The sequence below is a fragment of the Acinetobacter sp. ESBL14 genome (genome assembly GCF_036668815.1).
Taxonomy (GTDB): Bacteria; Pseudomonadota; Gammaproteobacteria; order Pseudomonadales; family Moraxellaceae; genus Acinetobacter; species Acinetobacter gyllenbergii.
On sequence record NZ_JAZEVS010000002.1, the window covers coordinates 292,804 to 317,011 of the forward strand.

Here is a 24,208-nt window from a genome sequence, read left to right on the forward strand (position 1 = left end):
GGCTGTTATTTAGACTCAATTGCTATTTTTAAAGTAAGGAGTTGTTGCTCTCTTAATTCGAGTTGAGCGATGTTCTGCTCAGTAGAAGCCATTTTTAAGACTTGGATATCCAGCAAAATGTTCTCCAATAGGCGTTGATATTGTTGTGGATCGAGTATTTGAGCAGCCAGTAAAATACCATCCGTTTTAGCCTGATAATTTAAACTAATTTTTCGTAAGAGATTTAATGCAAAAGGTGGGCAGAGGAATGCATCTAATAATAGCTGCATGATTTTAAGCCAAGAAAGCTGGAGTTTTTTCCTTTTGGCGATCACAAATAAGATTGAAATAAGATTTAAGCTATAAATAATGACTAAGATGATTGCAACAGCAAGATAGCCTGCTTTAAATACAATTAAAAAGGGTAAAACCGCTAAGGTCAGCACAAAGACCAAAATATTAAGCCATTGCAGAGGTTTTAGGGTTTGGCTGATATTTTTGAGATGGATAATATCATGGTGGTGAATCGTGGGGTCAGGATCTTTGATTTTCCATGCACATTTAAAAAGGAGTTGATGAGACAAGCATAGGTTGGGAATAAATAAATATTTACGGAAGACATTTAGTTGTCTGGAAATCAATTGCGATTTAAAGGTAGAGCCCAGTCCTTTTTGAATATTAAATTCATTATAAAAATAGAGATGAGCCGAGTCATAAATATAGAACCCGACTATGCCTAGTATGATCAGTATGTCGAAGGATAACGACATTTATGACTTATTTTTATTAAATAGGGAGCGAAGCCACCCGCCTACGGCAATCACACCTACAGCAATGAATTTCCATGCTGCTGCGAAGAATGCGGCAATCGCAGCCCAGAAACCCTTTTTGGTTGCAACGACTGCTGCGCCCCCTGCAATTAAGGCAGCTAGGCCGTATTCAGCGACTTTATCGCCTTCACGGTATTCTGCGTATTTCTCACCAAAATTATAATCAAAGCCCTTTAAGCTGGTTTTAAACGCATTAATATTCTGGGTTAAATGTTCTTCGTCAGATACCAGTGTTGCACTGGTTACACCAGTACGACCTAGAATACGGATGGTGTAGTTAATAGCTTCATTATTCTCTTCATCACGGATTTTAAGTGCCCATTCTAAACGTTTGGTTTGATTGTCATAATGAGGAGGAACAGCCCAGCCAATGGTATACAGTTTTGGATAACCTAAACGCGTGCGTTCTTCATTAGACGGTTCATCAGATGCCTTGAGTTGTTTTAATAGGGCATCAGCATCGATTTTCTCATCATCTTTAACATATCCTGAGGGATCAAAATCAAAGGTCGCCCACCATGAATCATCTGGAGCGACTAAAATATTGGTCGTGCCTGTGGTTAAATTTCCCGTGAGTTCTAGAAATTTATCAGCATTCTTTGGGTCTAAAAATCCTTCATCTTTGAGGGTATTTAAAGTTGCCACATTGGCGACATTTTCTTTTTTCGGCCCTAAATGCCAATCTAATGTTGCCATTGGGTTTTCTGCAGCATTTTGAGTGGTCGTATTATTGGCTGCAGTTTCTTCCGTAGATGCCGATGCATGTACATAACTTGGAATTGTGGTGGTTCCTAATACAGAAAGACTGAGTGCGATTGCATAACTTAAAGGGATTAATTTTTTAGGGTGCAGTGGATTTAACATAGTGTTCTCTCAATTTTTTTGCTTTTGGTTTTATTACAATTTATTGCATAAATTATGTGCGGATTTTAAAAGATTTTAAATAAAAATTAAATATGTCTAGATGATTATCTTTTTTATTTTCTTTGCATCAGAGTAGATAAAAAATATTCTTTATTTTAATTAATCATTTAAATGGTTGAATAAAAGCTTATTCATCTATTTTGACTGCACAACTAAGATTCATCTTTGTTTTGAACAAATAGCAATTTTGTTCTATACATCTCTCTGAATCGCGTTAATCTGACACAATGCAAAAACTTCAAAGGAGGTCGTGATGTCGCGTAGACCTCGTGAGCAAGTCGATTACTTACACCTAGCAGAGCTGGGTGGTTTGGAAATGCTGAAAGCAAGTTATTATCAGCAGGAATTTTCACGACATGTTCATGAAGGATTTTGCATTGGCGTGATTGAAGAAGGGGCGCAACGCTTCTATCGCACAGGGGGCAACCATGTTGCACCACAAGGTGATATTATTTTGGTCAATGCCGATGAAGTACATACGGGCTCTGCGGCGGTCGAAACAGGTTGGCGTTATCGTGCTATGTACCCAACTCCTGAAGTCTTTTATGAATTGACCCGTGATTTGACCACTGTACATGGGACAGCACCCTGGTTTAGAGAGGCGGTATTGCATGATGAAGGGTTGGCACAGCAATTCCGTCTGTTATTCGATTTATTGGAACAACCCAATAATACCTTATTAAAACAGACCTTGTTTCTGTCGACCATTGCTTGGCTGGTCTCGAAATACAGTCAGGTGAAACCGCAGATTGCCGATCTGAGTAATGCCAAACAACGTATCCTTAATATCAAGGAGCTGATGGCGAGTATGCCAGAGCAAGAGTTTTCCTTGGCTGAACTTGCAGCAATGGCCAATTTCAGCCAATGGCATTTTTTACGTCAATTTAAAAAACATGTGGGGCTTTCACCGCATGCATGGCTGGTGCAAGCACGACTGCAAAAATCACAAAAATTGTTAAGACAGGGGCTGCTGTTATCTGAAGTGTCGCAACAATGTGGTTTTTCGGATCAGAGCCATTTCAGTCGACATTTTCGTCAGACTTTTGGGATTACCCCAGGCGGCTATGTGGCTTATCTCAAATAAAATAGCAATTTTGTACAATTCAGGCCGAGTAAAGTTTGGCATAGTGAGCCAATCTTGTATGAAAAATTGTGATGTCGATGTTAAGCGAAGCCATAACCGATGATACGCCAATGAGCATATCGCGGGCATTTCTCAATGGGGTCGTCAAAATACTGCCGCTCTGTTTCGCTGTATTACCGTGGGGATTATTGGCGGGTTCTATGGCTGTGCAAGCTGGGTTGAGCACTGGGCAGGCGATTGCTATGTCAGCCTTGGTCTTTGCGGGTGCTGCACAGTTGATGACCTTGGGCCTGGTGATGGCAGGTACGCCAGCACTGACCATTATTATTTCAGTCTTCTTGATTACCACGCAGCATTATTTATATGCACTGTATTTACGTGAAGATATTTCCAAGCAACCTCTCAAACATCGGCTGATGTTGGGTTTCTTGCTCACGGATGAATTATTTGCAGTGAGCATTAAAAAGCAGCAGCACTATATTTATTATTTATTGGGTGCGGGCAGTTGTTTTTATCTGTGTTGGGTCTTGTTTAGTGTGTGTGGGATATTACTTGCCTCTTCAGTACCGAATCTCGATCAGTATCATTTGGACTTTTCCATTGTTGCAACTTTTATTGCGATTGTGATTCCTTTTATTAAGAACTTAAATACGCTCGTTGGGGTATTGGTTTCCGTGCTGTTAACCTTAGTTTTTCTGAGTCTAGGCATTAAAAGTGCCGCGATTTTGGCAGGGGTGATTGGTATGTTAACCGCCACTTGTTTGCAGAATCTGCGGGAGCGTGTGGCATGACTTGGTTTCTCTTGATTATTCTGGCTGTGGTGGTGTTTATGAACCGCTATATTTTGCTAGAACCGAATATTCCATTGCGCTTACCGAAATGGTTTCAACAATCTTTACAGTATTCAGCGCCATGTTTGCTTACAGCGATTGCAACGCCGATTGTGTTTATGGATGAGCAGGGTGCATTTCGTTCGACTTTATTGAATCCGTATTTTTTGGCCACAGTTTTAACCATTGTGATTGCATATAAGGTCAAACATACCTTGCTGACCATTATTTTGAGTTTGCTTTGTTTTTATGCTTTGGTTTATGGATTAAATTAGTCAACTCGGGATAAGCCGTTGTATCCCAAGTTGATGAGGTATCAAATATTAACGGGTGGTATAACCGCCATTGGCAAAAATGGTTTGCCCTGTAATCCACCAACCATCAGTTACCAAGAAGCGAACCAAAGGTTCAATATCTTCGATTTTGGTTAAGCCACCTAAAGCAGATGCTGATTTATGATAGGCCACCGCTTCAGGTGCCTCCTGACCGTAGAAAAATGGCGTATCCATTGGGCCTGGTGCAACGGCAGTAACGGAGATGCCACGTTGACCAAATTCTTTAGATGCGGCACGGGTATAATGTTCGACGGGTGCTTTTAAGCCTTCATAGGTTGAATAAAGTCCCGTATACGCTGCAAGTAAACTGGTTACGATGGTGCAGATCTTGCCATTGTCATTCAGATGACGACCTGCTGATTGAATAAAGAAATAGGCAATTTTATTGTTGATGTCATTCATGCCATCGAACTCTTGTTCGGTGGTGTCTAAATAGGGTTTTTTCAGCACACGGCCTACCGTGTTAATCGCAATATCGACACCACCAAAGTTTTCTTTGGCAGTGAGAAATAGTTGCTCGATATTTTGAATATCGGATAAATCGGCTTGTACCAAGATCGCTTTTGCTCCGAGTGCTTGTACATCCTTTAAGGTTTGTTCAGCATCGGCTTGGGTGGCAGCACTATTGTAATGAATGAGTAGATTTGCGCCTTGTTCTGCAAATTTACGTGAAATTAGACCACCTAAGTTTTTTGCACCGCCCGTGATCAATACGGTTTTTCCATTGAGATTATGCTGTGACATGGGATTTCCCTTGGGTTGTTTTGCATAAAAATCATCCTAGTGGAATTTATTTGTTTGAAATAGTTGTTAGTATTGAATTGATTGTACAAAAAAGTTGAACAATAAAATGGACAAGATCGATCGTTTAAGAATCTTTTGCTTGGTCGCAGAGAAACAATCTTTTGCCCAAGCTGCATTGCAATTGGGGCTACCACGTTCCAATGTCACTTATGCGATCCAAACGCTTGAAAAAGAATATGAAGTATTATTGTTTTATCGCACTACACGTAAAGTGGCTTTAACTCATGAGGGCAGCTTGTTTTACCAAGAAGCCACGCGCTTGGTTACTCAGCTTAAAGAACTCAATCGTTTTAAAAGCCAAGTACGCAGTCAAGAAGGCAAGATCAGTATTGGTCTGCCAAAACGCTTAGCGACTCAAGTTCTGATTCCACATTTATCCTCCTTTTATCAACGCTATCCCAAGGTCAAAGTATTGATCAATGGCAGTGATGATTTTTCTAATTTGATTGAACAACAATTGGATTGTGTCGTGCGTGTTGGGCAGGTACAGGATGAATATCTACTCATTCGACCGATTTGCCAGACCGAAATCTGGACAGTGGTGGCGCCCCATTATCTGGCTGAATTTGGAGAACCGACACAGTTTGATCAATTACAACAGCATTTTGCGGTGGATTATCATGTGGCCAAACATTATCGGGAATGGAGTGAGCTGGAATTCCAAGCGCATCGGATTAAAATGCCGTATCGTTTATTGGTTGAGAATACTGAGGCTTATATTCAGGCGGGTTTAGCAGGTCTTGGTATCATTCAGATTCCTGAATTTGATGCAGCGCCTTATGTTGAGCAAGGACGGTTACAGCGTTTATTTACCGATACACCATGTTTGCAATTAGCTGTGAGTCTTTTATTGACAGATCGTCAGTACCGTCCGCAATATTTTCAGGACTTTGTTGACTGGTTAGATAGGCTATTAAAAACCAAATTGTAATGGGAAGGGAAAGACCCAATGTATGTGGGCAAAGCAAATAGTCAATAAAAAAAGCATACCTGAGTATGCTTTTTCCTATTTTAAAGATCAGTAGAGGCCCAGCAAGAAACCAGCGCCTAAGGTAAAGAAGCTAAATAGCCAAATCCAGCCAAACGAATAGCGTAGATGGCGCCCCATGTCGGTGCCAGTCAATCCGACTGCAAGCCAAGTTGCAGGTGAGAATGGGCTGACAAAGGTTCCTGCATTGTTGCCAATCGCCATGGCGTACACTACTGAATCGGCATTCACCCCAGCTGTGGCAGTGACTTCCTGCACAATTGGTAGTAAGGCAAAGTAATAGGCATCCGTACTGGTAAAGATGTCCATCGGGACACCCAAAATTCCGACCAGAATGTGCAGACTCGCAATCCATGTACTTGGCAGAATTTTAATGAGGTCCAAAGCAATCGATTGCAGCATACCAGATTCAGACAAGATCCCAAGGAAAGCACCTGCTGCAAAAATAATGGCAACCATGCTCAATGCTTGCGGTGCATGACGACCAATCACTTCAATCTGTGTTTTCGGCTGTGGGAAATTGACGATCAAGACCAAGGCAAGGGCAATCATAAATACGTAAGGGGCAGAGAACAGACCAAAAGCCAAACATACAATGGCAGCAACGATTAGCCCCAAGTTAAACCATAGATTTTTTGGTTTGGCATCTTCTTGCAGGTCTTCTGCCAGATCTTTGGCCATACAGTCTTGTTCAAATGGTGTAGTGCCAAGGGCTTGGGCCGCGAGAATACGTTTTTTCTCACGTAATCCCATGAATACGGCAAATACCATCATCCCTGCAACACCCACCACTTGAACGGGAATCAGACTATGCCAGAGTGTGGCAGCATCTAAACCTGTTGCGGCTGAAGCACGTCCCAAAGGTCCGCCCCATGGCACCATATTCATTACGCCCATACTGCCTGCCATCAGTAATAGCATCAGATAGGGACTCATACCCAATTTACGGTAAAGTGGTAATAAAGCAGGAATAATAATTAAAAAAGTGGCAGCGCCTGATCCATCTAAATGTACAATCGCAGCAATCAGGGTGGTCATCACGGCAACGATCACGACATTGCCACGGGTCATTTGCACCATGCGTTTAATCATGGGGTCAAAGACATGTAATTCTTTTAAAATGCTAAAAAACAAAATGGCGAATAAAAACATGGTCGCCACTTTGGTCACTTTGGCTAGACCGGCTTCAAAGAAACCAGAAATCTCGCTAATCGAAAAACCAGCAATGAGCGCGCCAATAAGAGGAACAATCGACATTGCAACAATTGGACTGGTTTTACCAGACATCAGTAGCGCAACAATTGTCACAATAATTAGAATACCTATCAGCGTCAGCATTATTTACTCCCTAAAGTTGTAACCTCTTGCCATAAAAAAAGTGTTAAAAATACACCAAAAATAAAAAATAAAGCGCCGACCATTATGCATAAAAACTTAATTTGTTCTTAAATTTAAGAAGAAAAACTAAACGATTAGACCAATAAATGAACATTCTGTTTAATTTCTTCGGAAAATAGGTCAGAGCGAAATAATGAATTGCCGAAAAAGTAGCCAGATTTTGGAGTGATATCTGAAGATGAGCGGGGTAGATTTAATCACCAACTTTCTAAAAATGCTGTGCCGAGAACAATCTGAAGGACGTGACTTGATTTTGACTTCTGTGTTTTTTTGCAGTAAAAGATAAATTAGAGTAATTGCTCTAATTTTAAGGTTGAATGAAAATGCAGATCGGTCGACAAGCTTGGATGGCGCAGACTTCGGGGGATTTATCCTTAAAAGATCGTATGGCACTCTTGAGCGATAGTCTTTTACCTGTGCTTAAGCAAAGCATCAAAATGTACAGTTTGGCTTATCGGGATAAACCTGCTACGCAGCATGAACTTGAGGTGGATGATCTGAGCCTGCCAGACAGTTCAGATGTGCGACAGGCCTTGGAGAAAATGCAGGATTGCAGTTCGCAGACTTTACAGAATCATTGTCTCAGAACATGGTGCTATGCCACAGCATTTGCCCAAATGCAGCATTTAAAACCAGATGATGAATTATTAGCGGTTTCCTGTTTATTGCATGATTTAGGCATGACAGAACAACATTATCAGCATCATGCACAGTGCCGCTGCTTTGCTGGTCAAGGCGCTTATGCGGCAAGAGATTGGTCGCTTGAACAGGGGTGGCAATTGCCTCGTGCAGATCAACTGTTTGATGTGATCAGTCTGCATATGAATCCTTATGTTGGACTCGATGAGGGAGTAGAAGCGCATTTGCTGCAACAAGCGGCCAGTTGTGATGTGATCGGCAGTCGAGGTTTTGAGTTTTCTAAACAGTTTAGACAGCAATTACAGCAGCAATATCCCCGTCTGGATTTCAGCCAAAGTATGATTGAATTTATTCAACAAGAAGCACAGCAGCGTCCTCGCTCCCGTACCGCCATGCTGGTACAGAGTGGACTTAAGCAGTTGGTGCACTTCAATCCTTATTTGCAATAACGCTCAAAATAAAAAAACCACCTTTGCTTTTACAAAAGTGGTTTAGATTTAGGACACAATTTATTTAGTGGTCATGTTCCAGATATTCAGGCTTTTTCGGTAAGGCCCAGCTACACATGAAACAGATTAACAGCATGATAATGACGTATACGAAGAAGGTATTTTCAATGCCTGCATCTTTAAATAATAACGCTACCGATGGCGCGGAACCCCCAAATAAGGCATTACCCACAGCATAAGAAAAGCCGACACCTAAAGCACGGACATGCGGTGGGAACATTTCAGCTTTAACTAGACCACTGATCGAGGTATAGAAGCTCAGCAACATCATCAAGAAGATCAGTAACAGGGTGATGATGACAGGGGAGTCAGCAAAGCTACGCATGCCTGTGACCATGACAGGATAAATAAAGATGGCGCTGAGTAAACTGAATGCCAACATGGACGCACGACGACCAATCCTATCGGAAAGCATACCGAACAACGGTTGTGCCAGCATAAAGACAAATAGCGCCGTGGTCATGATAAAGCCAACCGTTTTACCATCCATACCGATGTTGGTGAGATAGGTTTTTGAATAGACGGTCACTACATAGAAGGTGAGTGAACCTGCTGAGGTATAGCCCACCACCAATAAGAAGGTTTTCCAGTGCTGCTTCAGTAAGGCAATTAAACTGCCTGATTCTTCACGCTCAGCATCTTCATGTGACAAAGTTTCTTCTAAACGACTACGTGCGAGTAAAGACAATAATGCAGCAACACCACCGATCACAAATGGAATACGCCATCCACCATCATTCAGTTGTTGTTCGCTCATAAAGCCCAGCAAGATCACCCCAAGTAAACTGGCAAGTAGTTGCCCGCCTGATAAGGTGACGTATTGGAAGGAGGCAAAGAAGCCACGTTGTCCTTTTAGACCCAGTTCACTCATGTAGGTGGCAACGGCACCATATTCACCACCAACGGAAAGACCTTGTAGTAAACGTACCATGAGCAGTAAAAAGGGTGCCCACATGCCGACTTGATCATAAGTGGGTAAGGCCGCAAAGAGGAATGAACTGAGTGCCATTAAGCATATCGAAATGACCATCGATTGCTTACGGCCCTGACGGTCAGCAATACGCCCGAACAGCCAACTGCCGATTGGGCGCATGAAAAAGCTGGCACCAAACACACCCCACACATAAATGGCTTTCGTGGTTGGTTCCATATCTGGGGCAGTCAATGCATGCGTAAAATAGGCAGCAAACACAGCATAAATATAGAAATCAAACCACTCAACTAAATTCCCTGATGCCGCACCCACAATACCTTTGATGCGACTTCTTTTTTCTTCCTTGCTATATGTCTGACTCATATATGTTCCTTTTCAACCAAGCAAGATTCTGTAACTGAATCTTTACAGAATGTTATATACCGCTAAAAAAGCATGAAAATGGCACTATTTTGTATGTTTTTTATGAATGCATTTTTAGATTGGGAGAAAACCCCTTATTTTTTGCTAACCCTTTGACAGATAAAGCATGTCAAAATAGTCAATGTTGAGAATTTAATGTTTTTAAAAGCAGTAAATTGAATATTTAGAAAAGTAATTAATTGATTTATTAACGATGACACTCTTTTTGAAAAGGCTAAGTTGCTTTTTGTAAGTTGCTTGAAGAGGTGCATCCTACATCATCAAGATGAAATGATGAATTTTATATTCTCAAACAAACTATTCAAAAGACCGATTTTGAAATTAGAGAAAAAGAGGATTTGTGTCTATTTGCTCAGATCGAATTGATCGGGTTTGCTCCAAGAAGCAGTTGAATTCGAGAATAGAATGAAAGTAATCGACCTTAGATATTGTTAATGGCTAGAATGAACATCTCGGTCATACAAGTCATCAGAGCTTAGTTCGTTGATTAAAACAGCAAAGCTGTGGATAAGTTCTAGTTTATACACATGAGCAGTTGTTGCGATTTATGCCTGTTTTCAAAGTAATTAATTGAATGCTGGAATAGGGCAGTCTGCTCTTAATGGACATGCTTCTCCTTGCGTGAGCTTGTTCAGCATTGTTCTGATTTGATGAAGCTGTGCAATTTTTTCATCGATCATGTTGAGCTTTTCTTGGAGGATGGTTTGGACTTGTGGTGCGGGAATTTCATCCTGTGCTGTCATTGCTAAAATCTGCTTAATCTCACTCAAGGCAAAACCTAGATTTTTGGCAGTACGAATCAATTGCAGTTGTTGCAGTGTCTGTTCTGGGTAATCTTTATAGCCATTATTACAGGTGATGGATTGGATCAACTGCATTTTTTCATAAAAGCGAATGGTGTCTCGGCTCAGATCGGCCTGTTTTGCTAATTGTCCAATCAACATGGTCGGTATCCTTTATTATTTTATAAAAAAGTAGTGCATAAATCACTTGACCATTGAGTGTACTCCATCCTTTAGCCTCTGCCTACATGCATTAAAAAGGGCGTATCAGATGGAGCATAACAACTTAAAAACACAGCCAGATCAACCAGTCGCATTGGTGGCAGGTGCAACGGGATTTATTGGTCGTTATTTAATTTTAGAACTCTTGAGGCAGGGCCACGCGGTCTTTGCCTTGGTTCGAAATCAAGCGAAACAACAAGTAATACTCAGTGATTGGCTCGGTCAAAAGGGTGTTGCCTTGAATCAACTGACGTTTATTCAAGCAGATGTAACACAAGCTAATTTAGCTATTAGCAGTGGGGATTGGGAAAAATTAAAGTCCGTCAACACTTTATATAATAGCAGTGCATTATTTGCATGGAACCTGAGTTTGCAGCAAGCACGGGCAGTCAATGTTGAAGGTGCATTGAATTTATTAGATTGTGTGCATCGGCGGTGTGATTTAAAACGCGCTGTGCACGTTTCGGGTTATATGTTGACGATTTTAAGTCATTTAAAGCAAGCGGGAGTCTGCCTTGAGCAGCCGGACAATACCGACTGGCCAGCTGTATACCAACATTTAGGTGCTTATGAGGCATCGAAAATAGAAGCGCATTTTGCATGGATACAGCAGGCGCAACAGTTATCAGTCGATTGGACCATTATTCATCCAGCAACAGTTGTTGGCGATGAGGAATCTGGTGAAATTCCAATCAATCAACCGATCGCGCAGATGATTGATTTACTCAAGCGAGGAAAAATGAGTGCAATCCCTGCAACGGCTCAGCACTATCTACCTTTAGTGCGTGTCGATGACCTATGTCGGATAATGGTCAGTGCTTCTGCTGATATGGCTTTGTCGAATCAAGCAATGTTGGTTATGAGTGAAGACAATCTGGCTTTGCATCAACTGACCCGTATGATTGCAGATCAATTGCAGGTCAAAGCGCCTACACGACATGTGCCACTTGCTGTATTGAGGTTTATTTTAAAATGGCAATGGTTGGCGAAAAAATTAGAAATGTCTACGGAAATGCTGAGCTTTCTAAGAACAGAACAGTTGGATCGAGAACGATTGACGCAATTTCAACAGCGCTGGCAGATCTCAATGGGCGATCTTGATGCAGCGATTCGGAAAAGCACTGACTGGATCAATCAAACCAGCTAGAACCGATTTCAAATAAAAAAGCAGCCCATCAAAAGATGGGCTGCTTTTCTGAATTTACAAGATTACCAGTGTTCACCTGGGAACAAACGCGCATAAGCACGTTGAATCAGATTCAACTTCTCTTGTTCACCGACAGAGGCGGTAGAGCTTGGGAACAAGTTGAAACCAATCGACATTAAAATATTGTTGATGTCTGGTGCAATGGCATAAGTAATCGAAGCAAGGCGACCTAAGTTCGTCGCGATCTTTTTCGGACGCTTCACGATAGCATAAGCAATCAGGTCTGCCGCTTCTTCAGGAGAAAGTGTTGGTACATATTTATAGATCTTGGTCGGCGCGATCATTGGTGTACGGACCAAAGGCATATAAATAGAGGTAATCGCAATCTTGTGTGAATGAACTTCAGCAGACAAACAGCGGCTAAATGCATCCAACGCAGCTTTAGAGGCCACATAAGCTGAGAAGCGCGTTGCATTGGCAAGTACACCAATCGAGCTGATGTTAATAATTTGCCCGTCTTTACGCTGCATCATGTGTGGTAAAACATTCAAGACTAAACGTACTGCACCAAAGTAATTTAACTGCATGGTACGCTCGAAGTCATGGAAACGATCAACCGACTCATGTACCGCACGACGAATTGAACGTCCTGCATTATTTACAAGAATATCAATGTGATCAACCGCCGCTAAGATTTCTTTTGAAACCGCATCGATTGATTCCATATCGTTGAGATCGCATGGGAAAACAGAGGCTGTTCCACCTTCCGCTTCGATCTCTGCTTTTACCTCATCTAACTTCTCCTTGGTACGAGCAAGCAAGAGCACATGAGCACCTGCTTGTGCGAGGTATTTTGAAACCGTTAAACCAATACCACTTGACGCACCAGTGACAATGATCGTTTTACCGTCGACTTTTTGCTGAAAAAGTTTTTTGAGTTTTGCATTCATGTAAGTGTCCTACATTAATCACGCTGTTGTTTGCAATGCCTTCTTATTACGATTAAACACTGCACTTTATTTTGCTGTAATATTAACCGATATTTTTTGTTTGTCCAGTGTAAATATTTGAAAAATAATGTCTTTTTTAGAGTAAAAGCTCTAAAACAAGATCTTGTAATAGTTGAAAAAGCAATTATATTTTTTAGCTTTTGCACAAAAAATAAGCCCCTAAAGAGGGGCTTATTGATTTCATTTAAATTAAACGTGTGCAAGGGCCTGTTCAAGGTCCGCAATTAAGTCATCTACATGCTCAATACCAATCGACAAGCGCACTAAGTCTTCACTGACGCCTGCTGATTTCAGCTCTTCGGCATTGAGTTGGCGGTGTGTGGTGGTGGCAGGGTGACAAGCCAAACTTTTGGCATCCCCAATATTTACTAAACGGGTAAATAGCTGTAATGCATCAATAAACCGTGTTCCGCCGGCTAAACCGTCCTGAACACCAAAAGAAAGGATGGCAGAAGGTTTACCTTTCACATATTTTTGTGCCAAATGATGCTGTGGATGATCAGATAGACCTGCGTAATTGACCCATTTTACTTTTGCATGTTGTTTTAAATATTCAGCAATTTTGATGGCATTTTCGGTATGACGCTCCATTCGCAGATTCAAGGTTTCCAGTCCTTGTAGGATCAAGAATACGCTTAATGGACTAATTGCTGCACCAGTATTACGTAAAGGCACCACGCGCGCACGCGCAATAAAAGCGGCTTCACCCAATACTTCGACATAATTCACGCCATGATAGCTTGGGTCAGGTGTATTTAAAGCTTTGAAGCGTTCAGGATATTTGCCCCAAGGAAACTTGCCGCTGTCGACAATCACGCCACCGATGCTATTGCCATGCCCGCCGATATACTTGGTGAGTGAGTGAATCACAATGTCGGCACCAAATTCAAAAGGTTTCAGCAGTGCAGGGGTTGCTACGGTATTATCCACGATCACAGGCACACCATATTCATGCGCAATTTTGGCGATCACTTCTAAATCGATAATATTGCCAAGCGGATTACCAATGGATTCAACAAACACCAATTTGGTTTTGTCATCAATAATCTGACGCAGTGCTTCTGGATTTTGATAATCAAAGAAACGCACTTCAATGCCTTGCTTTGGTAAAGTGTGAGCAAACAGATTATACGTTCCGCCATATAAGGTCGAAACTGAGGCAATATTGTCGCCCGCTTCAGCAATGGTTTGAATCGCGTAAGTGATTGCAGCCATACCAGAGGCTAAAGCCAATGCACCAATTCCACCTTCAAGTGCCGCAATACGTTGTTCAAGTACGGCTGTGGTCGGGTTCATGATCCGTGTATAGATATTACCTTGCACTTTGAGGTCAAATAAGTCTGCACCATGTTGGGTATTATCAAAGGCATAAGACGTGGTTTGGTAAATGGGTACCGCCACGGCTTTGGTGGTTGCTTCTGGTGAATATCCCGCATGAATGGCTAAAGTTTCATCTTTATAGGTCATGATTACATCATCTACGTGAGTTAAATACTGATCGAGTCTAGCGCATATTTTATTCAAAATGGTGCATATTTTTTGCGCTGTATAGCATTTTGGGTGATATAGACCATGCTTTCGCTCTGGTCGCGGTTTTAGGAAAAGTGAAATCATTCAAGCTTGTAATGTCTTGAAAAAGAAAATCCTTTGTTCGAGGCAAACAAATCCCAACATAACTTCAAGTCAATTGGGTTTTCAGCGTATAATACGCCCGATTATTTTATTCGCTTATTTGCGATGTATTGGTTTTTCAATTGAGGAGTCCTGCGTGGCCCAATATATTTATACGATGAACCGAGTGTCGAAAATGGTTCCGCCGAAGCGCGAAATCTTAAAAGACATCTCTTTATCATTTTTCCCAGGCGCAAAAATTGGTGTGCTTGGTTTGAACGGTGCAGGTAAGTCAACCTTACTCCGTATTATGGCTGGCGTAGATAAAGATTTCTCAGGTGAAGCTCGTGCACAACCAGGAATCAAAATCGGCTATTTAGAACAAGAGCCGCCACTTGATCCAAGCAAAGACGTTCGTGGTAACGTTGAAGATGGTGTACGCGAAGCACTGGATGCTTTAGCGCGTCTTGATCAAGTTTTTGCTGAATATGCTGAACCAGATGCAGATTTTGATGCACTTGCGAAAGAGCAAGAAAAATTAGAATCAATCATCCATGCATGGGATGCACATAACCTGAATAACCAGCTTGAAATTGCTGCTGATGCATTGAATCTCCCAGCTTGGGATGCGGATGTATCATTGCTTTCAGGTGGTGAACGTCGCCGTGTTGCATTGTGCCGTTTATTGCTGTCTAAGCCAGACATGTTACTTCTTGATGAACCAACGAACCATTTAGATGCTGAATCAGTGTCTTGGTTAGAGCGTTTCTTGAAAGATTTCCCGGGTACGATCGTTGCGATTACGCATGACCGTTATTTCTTGGATAACGTGGCTGAGTGGATTCTTGAACTTGACCGTGGCATGGGGATTCCTTATCAAGGTAACTATTCTTCTTGGTTGGAACAAAAGAATGCCCGCCTAGAGCAAGAGAACAAACAAGAAGAATCTTTTGCCAAAGCATTGAAGAAAGAACTTGAATGGGTTCGTTCAAATGCCAAAGGTCAGCAAAAGAAAAACAAAGCGCGTATGGAGCGTTTTGAAGAGCTTAACTCTCGTGAGTTCCAACAGCGTAATGAAACCTCTGAAATCTACATTCCACCTGGTCCACGCCTAGGAAATAAAGTTGTAGAAGTTGAAGGCATCAGCAAATCATTTGATGGTCGCTTACTTTACGAAAACTTAACGTTTACTGTACCGCCTACAGCGATTGTTGGTATCGTAGGGCCAAACGGTGCAGGTAAAACCACGTTATTCCGTATGATGACTGGCGAACAACAACCAGATACAGGTACGGTGACGTTGGGTGAATCAGTTAAAGTGGCTTACGTCGGTCAGATCCGTGACACCTTAGATAACAATAAAACCGTTTGGGAAGAAGTTTCTGGTGGTTTGGATATCTTAAAAATTGGTGATTACGAAATTGCATCACGTGCTTATATTGGTCGCTTTAACTTTAAAGGCCAAGATCAGCAAAAACGTGTAGGTGAATTGTCTGGTGGTGAGCGTAACCGCTTACAGCTTGCCAAGATCTTACAGTTGGGTGCAAACGTGATCTTGCTGGATGAGCCATCGAACGACTTGGATATCGAGACTTTGCGTGCACTTGAAGATGCAATTCTTGTCTTCCCAGGTACGGTCATGGTGGTATCGCATGACCGTTGGTTCCTGGATCGTATTGCAACGCACATTTTGTCTTTTGAGAATGAACAGCCAGAGTTCTACACAGGTAACTATGCAGAATACGAAGCTTACCGCCAATCACGTCTAGGTGATGATGCGGCTCAAAAACGTACCAAGTACAAAAAAATTACAGGTTAAGTCCTGATATAAAAAAACCAGCTTTCGAGCTGGTTTTTTTATGCTTATGAAAACGCTAATTCACTAAAGGCGCTATATAAATAGCCTTTGGCTTCAGGATGTCCTAAATGGGCTGCGCGTTCTAGCCAATATTGTGCTTTACCATAATTTTTATCTAAACCAAACTCGCCATGTAAATAGCTCTCGCCTAGTTTAAAGGCTGCATCTGCATTACCACGTAGGGCTGCACGTAGAAAATACCAAACAGCATTGCGGTCATTTGAGGAAATGGTGTAATGATCCTCTTTAATATGTTCATTAATAGCCAAATTTTCAAAAAACTGAGCTTTACTAATTTCTTGTTTTGATTCAGAAAGAAGGTCATTATTCCTAAAACTCAGGAAACATGAGCGCAATTGTTGTTTTACGATATTGATGTTCATAGCCGTCTCCTTTCATTTAAGCTTTTTCTTTATTGTGATTTGAATATAAATCTTTTTTATTAGCTTGTGTTGATTTATTTATAGATAAAATCAGATTTAAATGTAATTTATGTAAAGATTTTATTTGTATATCAGATTTTAAATGAATTTAGGTATTTAACCTCTATTCTATTCATATCGTTTGGCCTTTTCGGGGCGATTTAAATAACCAAGGCGCTATGTAATAAGAATGAATAAAGATTAAATGATGATTTGCAAAGTTAACTATTCCAGAGTGCTCGTCTGCTTTAAAGATGAATTTATTTATTAAAGTCACCCCGTAAATCAGACCACATCAGGAGTGGTGTAACAGTGACCACATCGAAGACCATCGCCAAAGGGTAGAGTACCATGCGGGTTGCTCGTTTGACTGGATGTTTGGTGGTGAGGGTGGTTTCTTGTTGTAGGGTAATTGGATAGGGGTGTGCCAATTTCTGTTGGATTTTTTGTTGATCAAGCGCTTGATAGAGTTGTCCTTTAAAAAACACATTCATATAAGGATATGGCGCAGTTTCTTGATTTTGAATCAAATCAAAATTTTGTCTAAAACCTAGAGATTTTAATAATTCTTTTTGCTTTGGATTGAGATCCACCATACGGGTGTGGTAGCGAATTTGTAATACGCCGTGAAAATGATTTGGGTCATCCATGGTCAACACCAAGGGTGAAGGGCTGGTTAGACTGCGTTGTTCCGTTGGAATGGCATGTAAAAGCTTGAGGAGTTCGGTGCTACCATCAGTCATTAAATAGTTAAAATCTTGGCCTATAAAGACCAACCCTTGGTTTTTCTCATTATGAATGGCTTGTCCCAGCGCCAGAATTTGATCGGTTTTTAGTATGGTGGTTTGAACCTGAGTACTTTCATTGGGCAGGGCTGTGGAAAGTAGCGTGGTTGCGCATCCACTTAAAGCAATGGCTAAGACCAGAAGGGAGAAGGTTTTATACATAAGATACCCGTAAGAGAGAACATTATTGTCATGAATCAAAATCAAAAAACGTTTTAAATCAGTGAGAAACTCACTGAAAATTGTTTTGTAATTTTATTACATTGGCATAGCCTGCTATAGTGCCTTTGTGCAATTTACTGTAAGGGTGTGCTGTTGCAACGCTCAACTGTTTTCGTGACCGTCTTGCTGAGTTTGTTCATGTTCCAAAGTTTCTGGAATGTGGCGGCAGCTTTTTGTGCGCATGAAACGGTCAGTGAGTACAGTAGTTTGAATCATTTTGGGCATCATGCTTCTGAAAAGAAACCAATAGCGGAACATCGTGCAGCATTTGATAAAGTGGCAGCAGATTTGCCGATGCCCTTAAGCTTGCAAGATCATCATGATCATCTGCCATCTTGTTTTCATGTGGTGGTGGCTGAAGTTCAGCAACGTGTGAATGAACCGATGTTGCATAGCCAAGACATAGAACAAAAATATTACTGGTCTAATTCCTACCAGTCACCACATCTCACAGGACTCAATCCGCCCCCTGTATTGACCCCGCTATAGGTGGGGTAGCCGAAAAATAGCCCACCGCAATCTTATTACTTTGCGGGGCTTTATATGTCTTCTAGTTTAAATCAGCGTATCCATGCAGTTGAGCAGCGTACGCGAAAAAATCCTACTCAATTGTCATTGCCGTGGTCAGTCTTGGCTCTTGCCTTGAGCACTGCTATTTTGAGTCCATCCATTGCCGCAGAATCTTTACTGGATGCCAATCAGCAGCCTGTAACTCAGGCTGCACAACGCAATGTGAATTTTGAGCAAATCTTGCAGGATGTGAAACGATATCAGGCTGGCACGGGGGTGTGGCAAACACAGCAAGGAATTGCTGAGGCCAATGTCAAACAGGCGGGTTTATGGGCGAATCCAAGTATCTCGATTCAGCAAACTGATTTCAGGTCAGGTAAAGACAAGGAATTGGAGTTTGGTGTTTCGCAGAAGCTTGATATTTTTGGGGAACGCCGTGCTGCGGTGAAGCTTGCCAATGTACAAGCCTCTCAAGTCGGTCTCAACCAAGAGCTATACAATGCGCAACTTGAGTTGGCAGTGAAATATCTGTGGTCGCAGGTAGTCGTGTTAGAGCTGGAACATGATGTGGTTCAGGCGCAGTTAAAAACCAGTCAAGCCACTTTAGACGCGACACGTTTAAGACTCAAAGCGGGCAGTATTGCGCAAGTCGATTTAGATCGTACTTTGATGGCACATATTGAAAATCAGCGTTTATTCCAGCAGACCGAGTTGGCTTTAGCCACAGCAAAGCGTCAGTTGGCAAATCTGTGGGGCAGTACCGATAATCGCTTCTCTACCCAAGCAAGCAATGTCTGGCCTCAACAAAAAGATTTGCAAGATTATTTGCAGAACAACTTATTTGAGCGTGCTATTCAACTCGATATCGTGCGTCAAAAAGCCAATATCGATTATTTAAAAGTATCTAATCGACCGAATCCAACCGTGAATTTAGGCATGGTGCAAAGTAAAAGCGCCGAAACCAATTCGACCGATAACAAGTTCAGGGTGGGCATCGATATCCCTTTGAATATTTTTAATCGTCAACAGTATTCATTGCGAATTGCCAATGCCAAACAAGATTTATTGGTCAAGCAGCAACAGTTTTATAAGCAACAAAACCTAAATGCGATTCAGACCTTAACGGCAGAGTTGGCAGGGTTAAAACAACAGTTCGATTTAGTCAATCAACGACAAATTCCACTGTCTGAAACGGTACAAGAGAAAATGCTGCTTGGTTTTAAAGTCGGTAAATATGCCATTACCGATGTGCAGCAAGCCACTATGCAATTGCAAGATCAACGTTTAAATAAAGTGCAGTTACTTAAAAGTGCATGGCAAAAACAAATTGATGCAGAGAGTTTAGCACTGGGCATTGAGCCGAGCATGGTGAGCTCGAGTGACGCATTAAATCAGATTAATCAAACCCTTTGGAAAGATACCAATAGCCTTCCCGCTGTAGTAGGAGCAGAATAATGTCGACAAATAAATCTAAAAAGCAGTGGTTTTGGGTCATTCTGGTTGTTGCTGTTGGCTTAGTCCTCAGCGCATTATTATTTTTCACAGGCAAGAACAAAACCAGTAGTGATGCTGCTACGGCTGATAGCCATGGCGAAGGTGAGGCAGGGCATGCTGAGGGTGAAGCAGGGCATGCTGAGGAAAGTGAGGAAGGCAGTTTAAATCTTAGTCCAAAACAGATGACTGAATACGGGGTTAAACTGGCTCAGGTCGGTGTGGGCGAAGTCGGACAGCAATTCGCCTATCCTGCCAAGTTGGTCACCAATACCGATCAGCAAGCGCATGTTTCAGCGACCTTTGCTGGACGTGTGGAAAGTGTCAATGCGGTACTCGGTCAACAAGTCAAGAAGGGACAAGTGTTAGCCACGCTATTTATTCCTGATTTGGTGGATCAGCAAGCCAATTTAAGTATTGCTCAGGAAGCGTTAACCCTCGCTCAGCAAGATTATCAACGTGAAAAGCAACTTTGGGAGCAAGGGGTTTCTGCACGTCAGGATTATCAACGTGCTTACAATGCCTATCGTCAGGCGCAGATTCAGGTACAAGCTGCGCGTAGCCGTTTATCTGCCTTGGGTGCATCCAATGGTAGTCAGGGCCGCTATGTCTTGACCGCGCCTTTAAGCGGTGTGGTGAGTCTGAAAGATATTGTGGTGGGTGAGCAAATTACGGCAGATAAGCAGTTATTTGTGATTGATCAGCTAGATCAACTTTGGATTGAATTTATTTTACCAAGTGTGAATAACATCAATGTCCAACCCGATCAACAGATCGAGTTTAAGTCGTTGCAAACCAATAATAGCTTTAAAGCACAAATCCAGACTTTAACCACAGCAGCAGATACACAAACGGGTCGTTTACAGGTACGTGCCAAAGTGTTAACCCCAGCCAAAGAATTACGACCGAATTTGATGGTGAATGTACTATTAGATGGCACGGACAACAAGCCTGTACTCCGTGTTGCCAAAGCGGCGATTCAGCAGATCGAGGGCAAAGCCACAGTTTTTGTTGCTAAGCAAGAAAAAGACCAAATGCATTTCACGCCAACGCCAGTACAACTGGGTAATTACTCAAGTGATGGGTTGTGGGTTGAAATCCAATCGGGTCTGACTGAAAAGCAACAATATGTCAGTCAAGGTAGTTTCCTTTTGAAATCAGAGATCGAGAAGGGAGAGGCTGAGCATGGACACTAACGATAAGCTGCAGCTTCCTCCCGCGGAAGGTCTGTTTGATCGGATTATTCAGTTTTCAATCCGCAATGCGATTTGGGTCATGCTGTTTGTAGTGGCATGGATCGGGGTCGGGATTTATAGCTACCAAAAATTGTCGATTGATGCAGTACCTGACATTACCAACGTACAGGTACAAATTAACAGCCAAGCGGGTGGATTCACCGCACCTGAAGTTGAACAACGGATTACCTATCCGATTGAAAATGCCATGTCGGGTATTCCAAATTTGGAGCAAACCCGCTCGATCTCCCGTTATGGCTTATCGCAAGTCACGGTGATTTTTAAAGATGGGACTGATATCTATTGGGCGCGCCAGCTGATTAACCAGCGCTTACAGGAAGCCAAGAGCGCCTTGCCTGATGATATTGATCCACAAATGTCACCGATTTCAACTGGTCTAGGCGAGATTTATCAATGGGTGATCAAGGCTGAACCGAATGCCAAAAAAGCAGATGGGACGCCTTATCAGGCCATGGACCTACGTGAAATTCAGGACTGGATTGTTCGTCCTCAATTACAACGTGTGCCAGGTGTTGCAGAAATCAACACCATTGGCGGTTATAACAAGACCTACGTGGTTTCTCCTGATCTGAAACGTTTGCAACAACTGCAAATTCCGTTAACCGATTTACAAACCGTACTCACTGAAAATAATGAAAACCGCGGTGCGGGTTTTATTGAAGAAAATGGTCAGCAACTTACGGTGCGTATTCCGGGGATGTTGAAAACTGTACAAGATATTGAGAATGTCACGGTCAGCACCAAGAATGGTTTGCCAATCCGTGTTGCCGACGTTGCAACGGTTTCGATTGGACATGATCTGAGAACAGGCGGTGCCACCTATAACGGTGAAGAAACCGTACTGGGTATTGCCATGATGATGATGGGTGAGAACAGTAAATCCATCGCTCAAGCACTCGACAGCAAAATGCAGGAAATCAAACGTTCATTGCCTGAAGGGGTGGTGGTCGAAACGGTATATAACCGTAGTAATTTGGTCGACAAAGCCATTAAAACGGTGGCGAAGAACCTGATTGAAGGCGCAATCTTGGTGATTGTGATCCTGTTTGTATTCTTAGGGAACTTCCGTGCGGCATTGATTACCGCCTGTATTATTCCCTTATCCATGTTGTTCACTTTAACTGGTATGGCGGAGCAGAAAATCAGTGCCAACCTGATGAGTTTAGGGGCATTGGACTTCGGGATTATCGTCGATGGTGCGGTCGTGATTGTCGAAAACTGTATCCGACGGCTGGCAGAGGCACAGCACCATAAAGGTCGACTCCTGACCCGTTCAGAACGTTTTACCGAAGTCTTCTTGGCGGCCAAGCAAGCACGACGTCCACTTATTTTTGGTCAAATCATCATTATGGTGGTGTATTTGCCTATCTTTGCCTTAGCGGGTGTGGAAGCGAAAATGTTCCATCCAATGGCGATGACGGTGGTCTTGGCCTTGATTGGTGCGATTATTTTATCGGTGACTTTCGTTCCAGCAGCAGTGGCGCTATTTGTTACTGGTGAGGTCAAAGAGAAAGAAAGTCGCTGGATGGCGACGTTAAAAAGCAGTTATGAAAGCCTACTGGATAAAGCTTATGCATTCCGTTATGTGGTCGTGGCCGGTGCGATTACCATTCTGGTCTTAACGGCTGCGATTGGTTCGCGTGTCGGTAGTGAGTTTGCGCCACAACTGAGTGAAGGCGACTTTGCTTTACAGTTAATGCGTGCTCCAAGTACCGGAATTGAAGAGTCACTGAAAATTCAGGAAAGTGTTGAAAAACAATTGTTAGCAGAGTTCCCTGAAATCAAAGCAATCTTTGCACGTACGGGTACAGCCGAAGTGGCAACAGATGTGATGCCACCCAATATTTCAGATGCCGTGGTGTTATTAAAACCGCGTGATCAATGGCCAGATAAGTCGGAAACCATCGATGAACTTCGGACTCGAATGTTGGCCTATGTAGAGAAAATCCCAGGCAACAATAGTGAGTTTTCACAACCGATTGAATTGCGTTTTAACGAACTGATTTCAGGTGTCCGTAGTGATATTGGGGTCAAGATCTTTGGTGACGATATGCAGGTTCTGAACCAAGAGGCTGAAAAAGTTGCTCAAACTCTGAGAACCATCACGGGTGCAAGTGAAGTCAAGGTCGAGCAGACCGATGGCTTACCTTTACTCAATGTGGATATCGATCATGCTTTGGCGGCGCAATACGGTTTATCAGTGAAATCCATTCAGGACTTGGTCGCTGCCAGTATTGGTGGACAAAGTGTTGGACAGATTTTGCAAGGTGACCGTCGTTTTGATTTTGTGGTGCGTTTGGATGATGTGATGCGTACGCCGCAGCAATTGGCCATGCTGCCAATTCAACTGCCAAATGGTGGTTTGATTAAACTGCAAGATGTGGCAAAAGTGGAGAATATTTTAGGCTTGGCGCAAGTCAGTCGTGAAAATGGCAAGCGCCGTGTTGTGGTCACCACCAACGTACGCGACCGTGATTTAGGTTCATTTGTGGGGGAGATGCAGCAGAAATTATCTCAGCAAAAATTACCAAGTGGTTATTGGCTCGGTTATGGCGGTCAGTTTGAAAATCTGGCCTCAGCAAAAGCCAGAATGCAGATTGTGGTGCCATTGGCATTGCTGATGATCTTCATTCTGTTGATGGCGGTGTTTAATAACTTTAAAGAAAGCTTGCTGGTGTTTAGTGGCGTGCCATTTGCCCTATCAGGCGGTTTGGTGGCGCTGTGGTTACGCGATATCCCCTTGTCGATGTCAGCAGGTGTCGGTTTTATTGCGCTCTCTGGTGTTGCAGTGCTGAATGGTCTGGTGATGCTGAGCTTCATTAAAGAATTGCGAGAGCAATATGATGTCCATTACGCCACATGGCATGGTGCGGTATTACGTTTGCGCCCTGTCTTGATGACCGCTTTTGTCGCATCGCTTGGCTTTATCCCAATGGCGATTGCCACTGGTACAGGGGCAGAAGTTCAGCGTCCACTGGCCACTGTAGTGATTGGCGGGATTATTTCATCCACCTTACTGACCTTGCTGATTTTGCCAGTGGTGTATCGTTGGATGAATGAAGCGAAACAAAGTAAACGTCAGGAAAGTGCAATTTAATCTGTTTATGCTATCTTCTTAATGAAGCACTTTATTAAGAAGAATCTGAACCAGCCAAAGCGATTTTCGCTTTGGCTGACTTTAAGACTGCAACAGGTCTTATTTAATGATGATAAGG

At 42.5% G+C, this 24,208-nt stretch carries 21 protein-coding genes; 11 read left to right on the forward strand and 10 right to left on the reverse strand.

Features of this window, described 5'->3' with window-relative positions:
- Positions 1-5 precede the first annotated feature (5 nt).
- On the reverse strand, positions 6-749 hold the full coding sequence (locus V6E90_RS09505) for a hypothetical protein (RefSeq protein ID WP_332605208.1): 744 nt from the start codon (positions 747-749) through the stop codon (positions 6-8).
- On the reverse strand, positions 750-1,673 hold the full coding sequence (locus V6E90_RS09510; protein ID WP_332605209.1) for a DUF2167 domain-containing protein: 924 nt from the start codon (positions 1,671-1,673) through the stop codon (positions 750-752).
- A gap of 313 nt (positions 1,674-1,986) precedes the next feature.
- Here V6E90_RS09510 and V6E90_RS09515 point away from each other — a divergent pair, with 313 nt between their 5' ends.
- The 3 genes from V6E90_RS09515 (at position 1,987) to V6E90_RS09525 (ending at position 3,922) form a co-directional block, all read left to right on the forward strand.
- Complete coding sequence (locus V6E90_RS09515) at positions 1,987-2,817, forward strand: AraC family transcriptional regulator (RefSeq protein ID WP_016542689.1); 831 nt, start codon at positions 1,987-1,989, stop codon at positions 2,815-2,817.
- Between the two features lie 77 nt (positions 2,818-2,894).
- Complete coding sequence (locus V6E90_RS09520; protein ID WP_032865923.1) at positions 2,895-3,608, forward strand: AzlC family ABC transporter permease; 714 nt, start codon at positions 2,895-2,897, stop codon at positions 3,606-3,608.
- On the forward strand, positions 3,605-3,922 hold the full coding sequence (locus tag V6E90_RS09525) for an AzlD domain-containing protein (RefSeq protein ID WP_332605210.1): 318 nt from the start codon (positions 3,605-3,607) through the stop codon (positions 3,920-3,922). Before V6E90_RS09520 ends, V6E90_RS09525 begins: the two co-directional genes overlap by 4 nt.
- Before the next feature lie 48 nt (positions 3,923-3,970).
- Here V6E90_RS09525 and V6E90_RS09530 read toward each other — a convergent pair whose 3' ends face one another.
- Positions 3,971-4,726: an SDR family oxidoreductase gene (locus V6E90_RS09530; RefSeq protein ID WP_016542692.1), complete on the reverse strand. Its 756-nt coding sequence runs from the start codon at positions 4,724-4,726 to the stop codon at positions 3,971-3,973.
- A gap of 106 nt (positions 4,727-4,832) precedes the next feature.
- Here V6E90_RS09530 and V6E90_RS09535 point away from each other — a divergent pair, with 106 nt between their 5' ends.
- Complete coding sequence (locus tag V6E90_RS09535) at positions 4,833-5,717, forward strand: LysR family transcriptional regulator (protein WP_332605211.1); 885 nt, start codon at positions 4,833-4,835, stop codon at positions 5,715-5,717.
- Between the two features lie 87 nt (positions 5,718-5,804).
- Here the strand turns inward: V6E90_RS09535 and V6E90_RS09540 are convergent, their stop codons facing one another.
- Complete coding sequence (locus V6E90_RS09540) at positions 5,805-7,112, reverse strand: CitMHS family transporter (RefSeq protein WP_065343189.1); 1,308 nt, start codon at positions 7,110-7,112, stop codon at positions 5,805-5,807.
- 383 nt (positions 7,113-7,495) lie between these two features.
- Here V6E90_RS09540 and V6E90_RS09545 point away from each other — a divergent pair, with 383 nt between their 5' ends.
- On the forward strand, positions 7,496-8,260 hold the full coding sequence (locus tag V6E90_RS09545) for an HD domain-containing protein (protein ID WP_262756334.1): 765 nt from the start codon (positions 7,496-7,498) through the stop codon (positions 8,258-8,260).
- Positions 8,261-8,324: 64 nt separating this feature from the next.
- On the opposite strand, the gene V6E90_RS09550 is transcribed toward V6E90_RS09545, so the two are convergent.
- Positions 8,325-9,617 carry an MFS transporter gene (locus V6E90_RS09550; RefSeq protein ID WP_016542696.1) on the reverse strand — a complete coding sequence of 431 codons (1,293 nt, stop codon included), beginning with the start codon at positions 9,615-9,617 and terminating at the stop codon, positions 8,325-8,327.
- A gap of 626 nt (positions 9,618-10,243) precedes the next feature.
- The gene (locus tag V6E90_RS09555) at positions 10,244-10,621 is read right to left on the reverse strand and encodes a MerR family DNA-binding protein (protein ID WP_332605212.1); all 378 of its coding nucleotides are present in this window, start codon (positions 10,619-10,621) and stop codon (positions 10,244-10,246) included.
- Positions 10,622-10,730: 109 nt separating this feature from the next.
- Between V6E90_RS09555 and V6E90_RS09560 the strand changes: the two genes are divergently transcribed.
- A complete protein-coding gene (locus V6E90_RS09560; RefSeq protein WP_332605213.1) occupies positions 10,731-11,828 on the forward strand; it encodes an SDR family oxidoreductase in 1,098 nt (365 codons plus the stop codon).
- Positions 11,829-11,890: 62 nt separating this feature from the next.
- On the opposite strand, the gene V6E90_RS09565 is transcribed toward V6E90_RS09560, so the two are convergent.
- Positions 11,891-12,778: an SDR family NAD(P)-dependent oxidoreductase gene (locus tag V6E90_RS09565; RefSeq protein WP_004657366.1), complete on the reverse strand. Its 888-nt coding sequence runs from the start codon at positions 12,776-12,778 to the stop codon at positions 11,891-11,893.
- 249 nt (positions 12,779-13,027) lie between these two features.
- The gene (locus V6E90_RS09570) at positions 13,028-14,305 is read right to left on the reverse strand and encodes an O-acetylhomoserine aminocarboxypropyltransferase/cysteine synthase family protein (RefSeq protein WP_016542699.1); all 1,278 of its coding nucleotides are present in this window, start codon (positions 14,303-14,305) and stop codon (positions 13,028-13,030) included.
- Between the two features lie 301 nt (positions 14,306-14,606).
- Between V6E90_RS09570 and ettA the strand changes: the two genes are divergently transcribed.
- Positions 14,607-16,268: an energy-dependent translational throttle protein EttA gene (ettA, locus tag V6E90_RS09575; RefSeq protein ID WP_332605214.1), complete on the forward strand. Its 1,662-nt coding sequence runs from the start codon at positions 14,607-14,609 to the stop codon at positions 16,266-16,268.
- Between the two features lie 44 nt (positions 16,269-16,312).
- Here ettA and V6E90_RS09580 read toward each other — a convergent pair whose 3' ends face one another.
- Positions 16,313-16,690 (reverse strand): tetratricopeptide repeat protein, encoded by a 378-nt coding sequence (locus tag V6E90_RS09580; RefSeq protein ID WP_016542701.1) that lies wholly within the window; start codon positions 16,688-16,690, stop codon positions 16,313-16,315.
- A 299-nt stretch (positions 16,691-16,989) separates the two neighbouring features.
- On the reverse strand, positions 16,990-17,676 hold the full coding sequence (locus V6E90_RS09585; protein WP_332605215.1) for a hypothetical protein: 687 nt from the start codon (positions 17,674-17,676) through the stop codon (positions 16,990-16,992).
- Between the two features lie 153 nt (positions 17,677-17,829).
- Between V6E90_RS09585 and V6E90_RS09590 the strand changes: the two genes are divergently transcribed.
- Genes V6E90_RS09590 through V6E90_RS09605 form a run of 4 tightly spaced genes read left to right on the forward strand, consistent with a single transcriptional unit; the run spans position 17,830 to position 24,090 of the window.
- Positions 17,830-18,225: a cation efflux protein, CzcI-like gene (locus V6E90_RS09590; protein ID WP_212749890.1), complete on the forward strand. Its 396-nt coding sequence runs from the start codon at positions 17,830-17,832 to the stop codon at positions 18,223-18,225.
- A gap of 54 nt (positions 18,226-18,279) precedes the next feature.
- Entirely contained in the window at positions 18,280-19,701 is a 1,422-nt protein-coding gene (locus V6E90_RS09595; RefSeq protein ID WP_023271192.1) for a TolC family protein, read from the forward strand.
- The gene (locus V6E90_RS09600; RefSeq protein WP_332605216.1) at positions 19,701-20,933 is read left to right on the forward strand and encodes an efflux RND transporter periplasmic adaptor subunit; all 1,233 of its coding nucleotides are present in this window, start codon (positions 19,701-19,703) and stop codon (positions 20,931-20,933) included. The genes V6E90_RS09595 and V6E90_RS09600 overlap by 1 nt, the downstream gene beginning before the upstream one ends.
- A complete protein-coding gene (locus tag V6E90_RS09605) occupies positions 20,923-24,090 on the forward strand; it encodes an efflux RND transporter permease subunit (protein ID WP_332605217.1) in 3,168 nt (1,055 codons plus the stop codon). The genes V6E90_RS09600 and V6E90_RS09605 overlap by 11 nt, the downstream gene beginning before the upstream one ends.
- Positions 24,091-24,208: the final 118 nt, after the last annotated feature.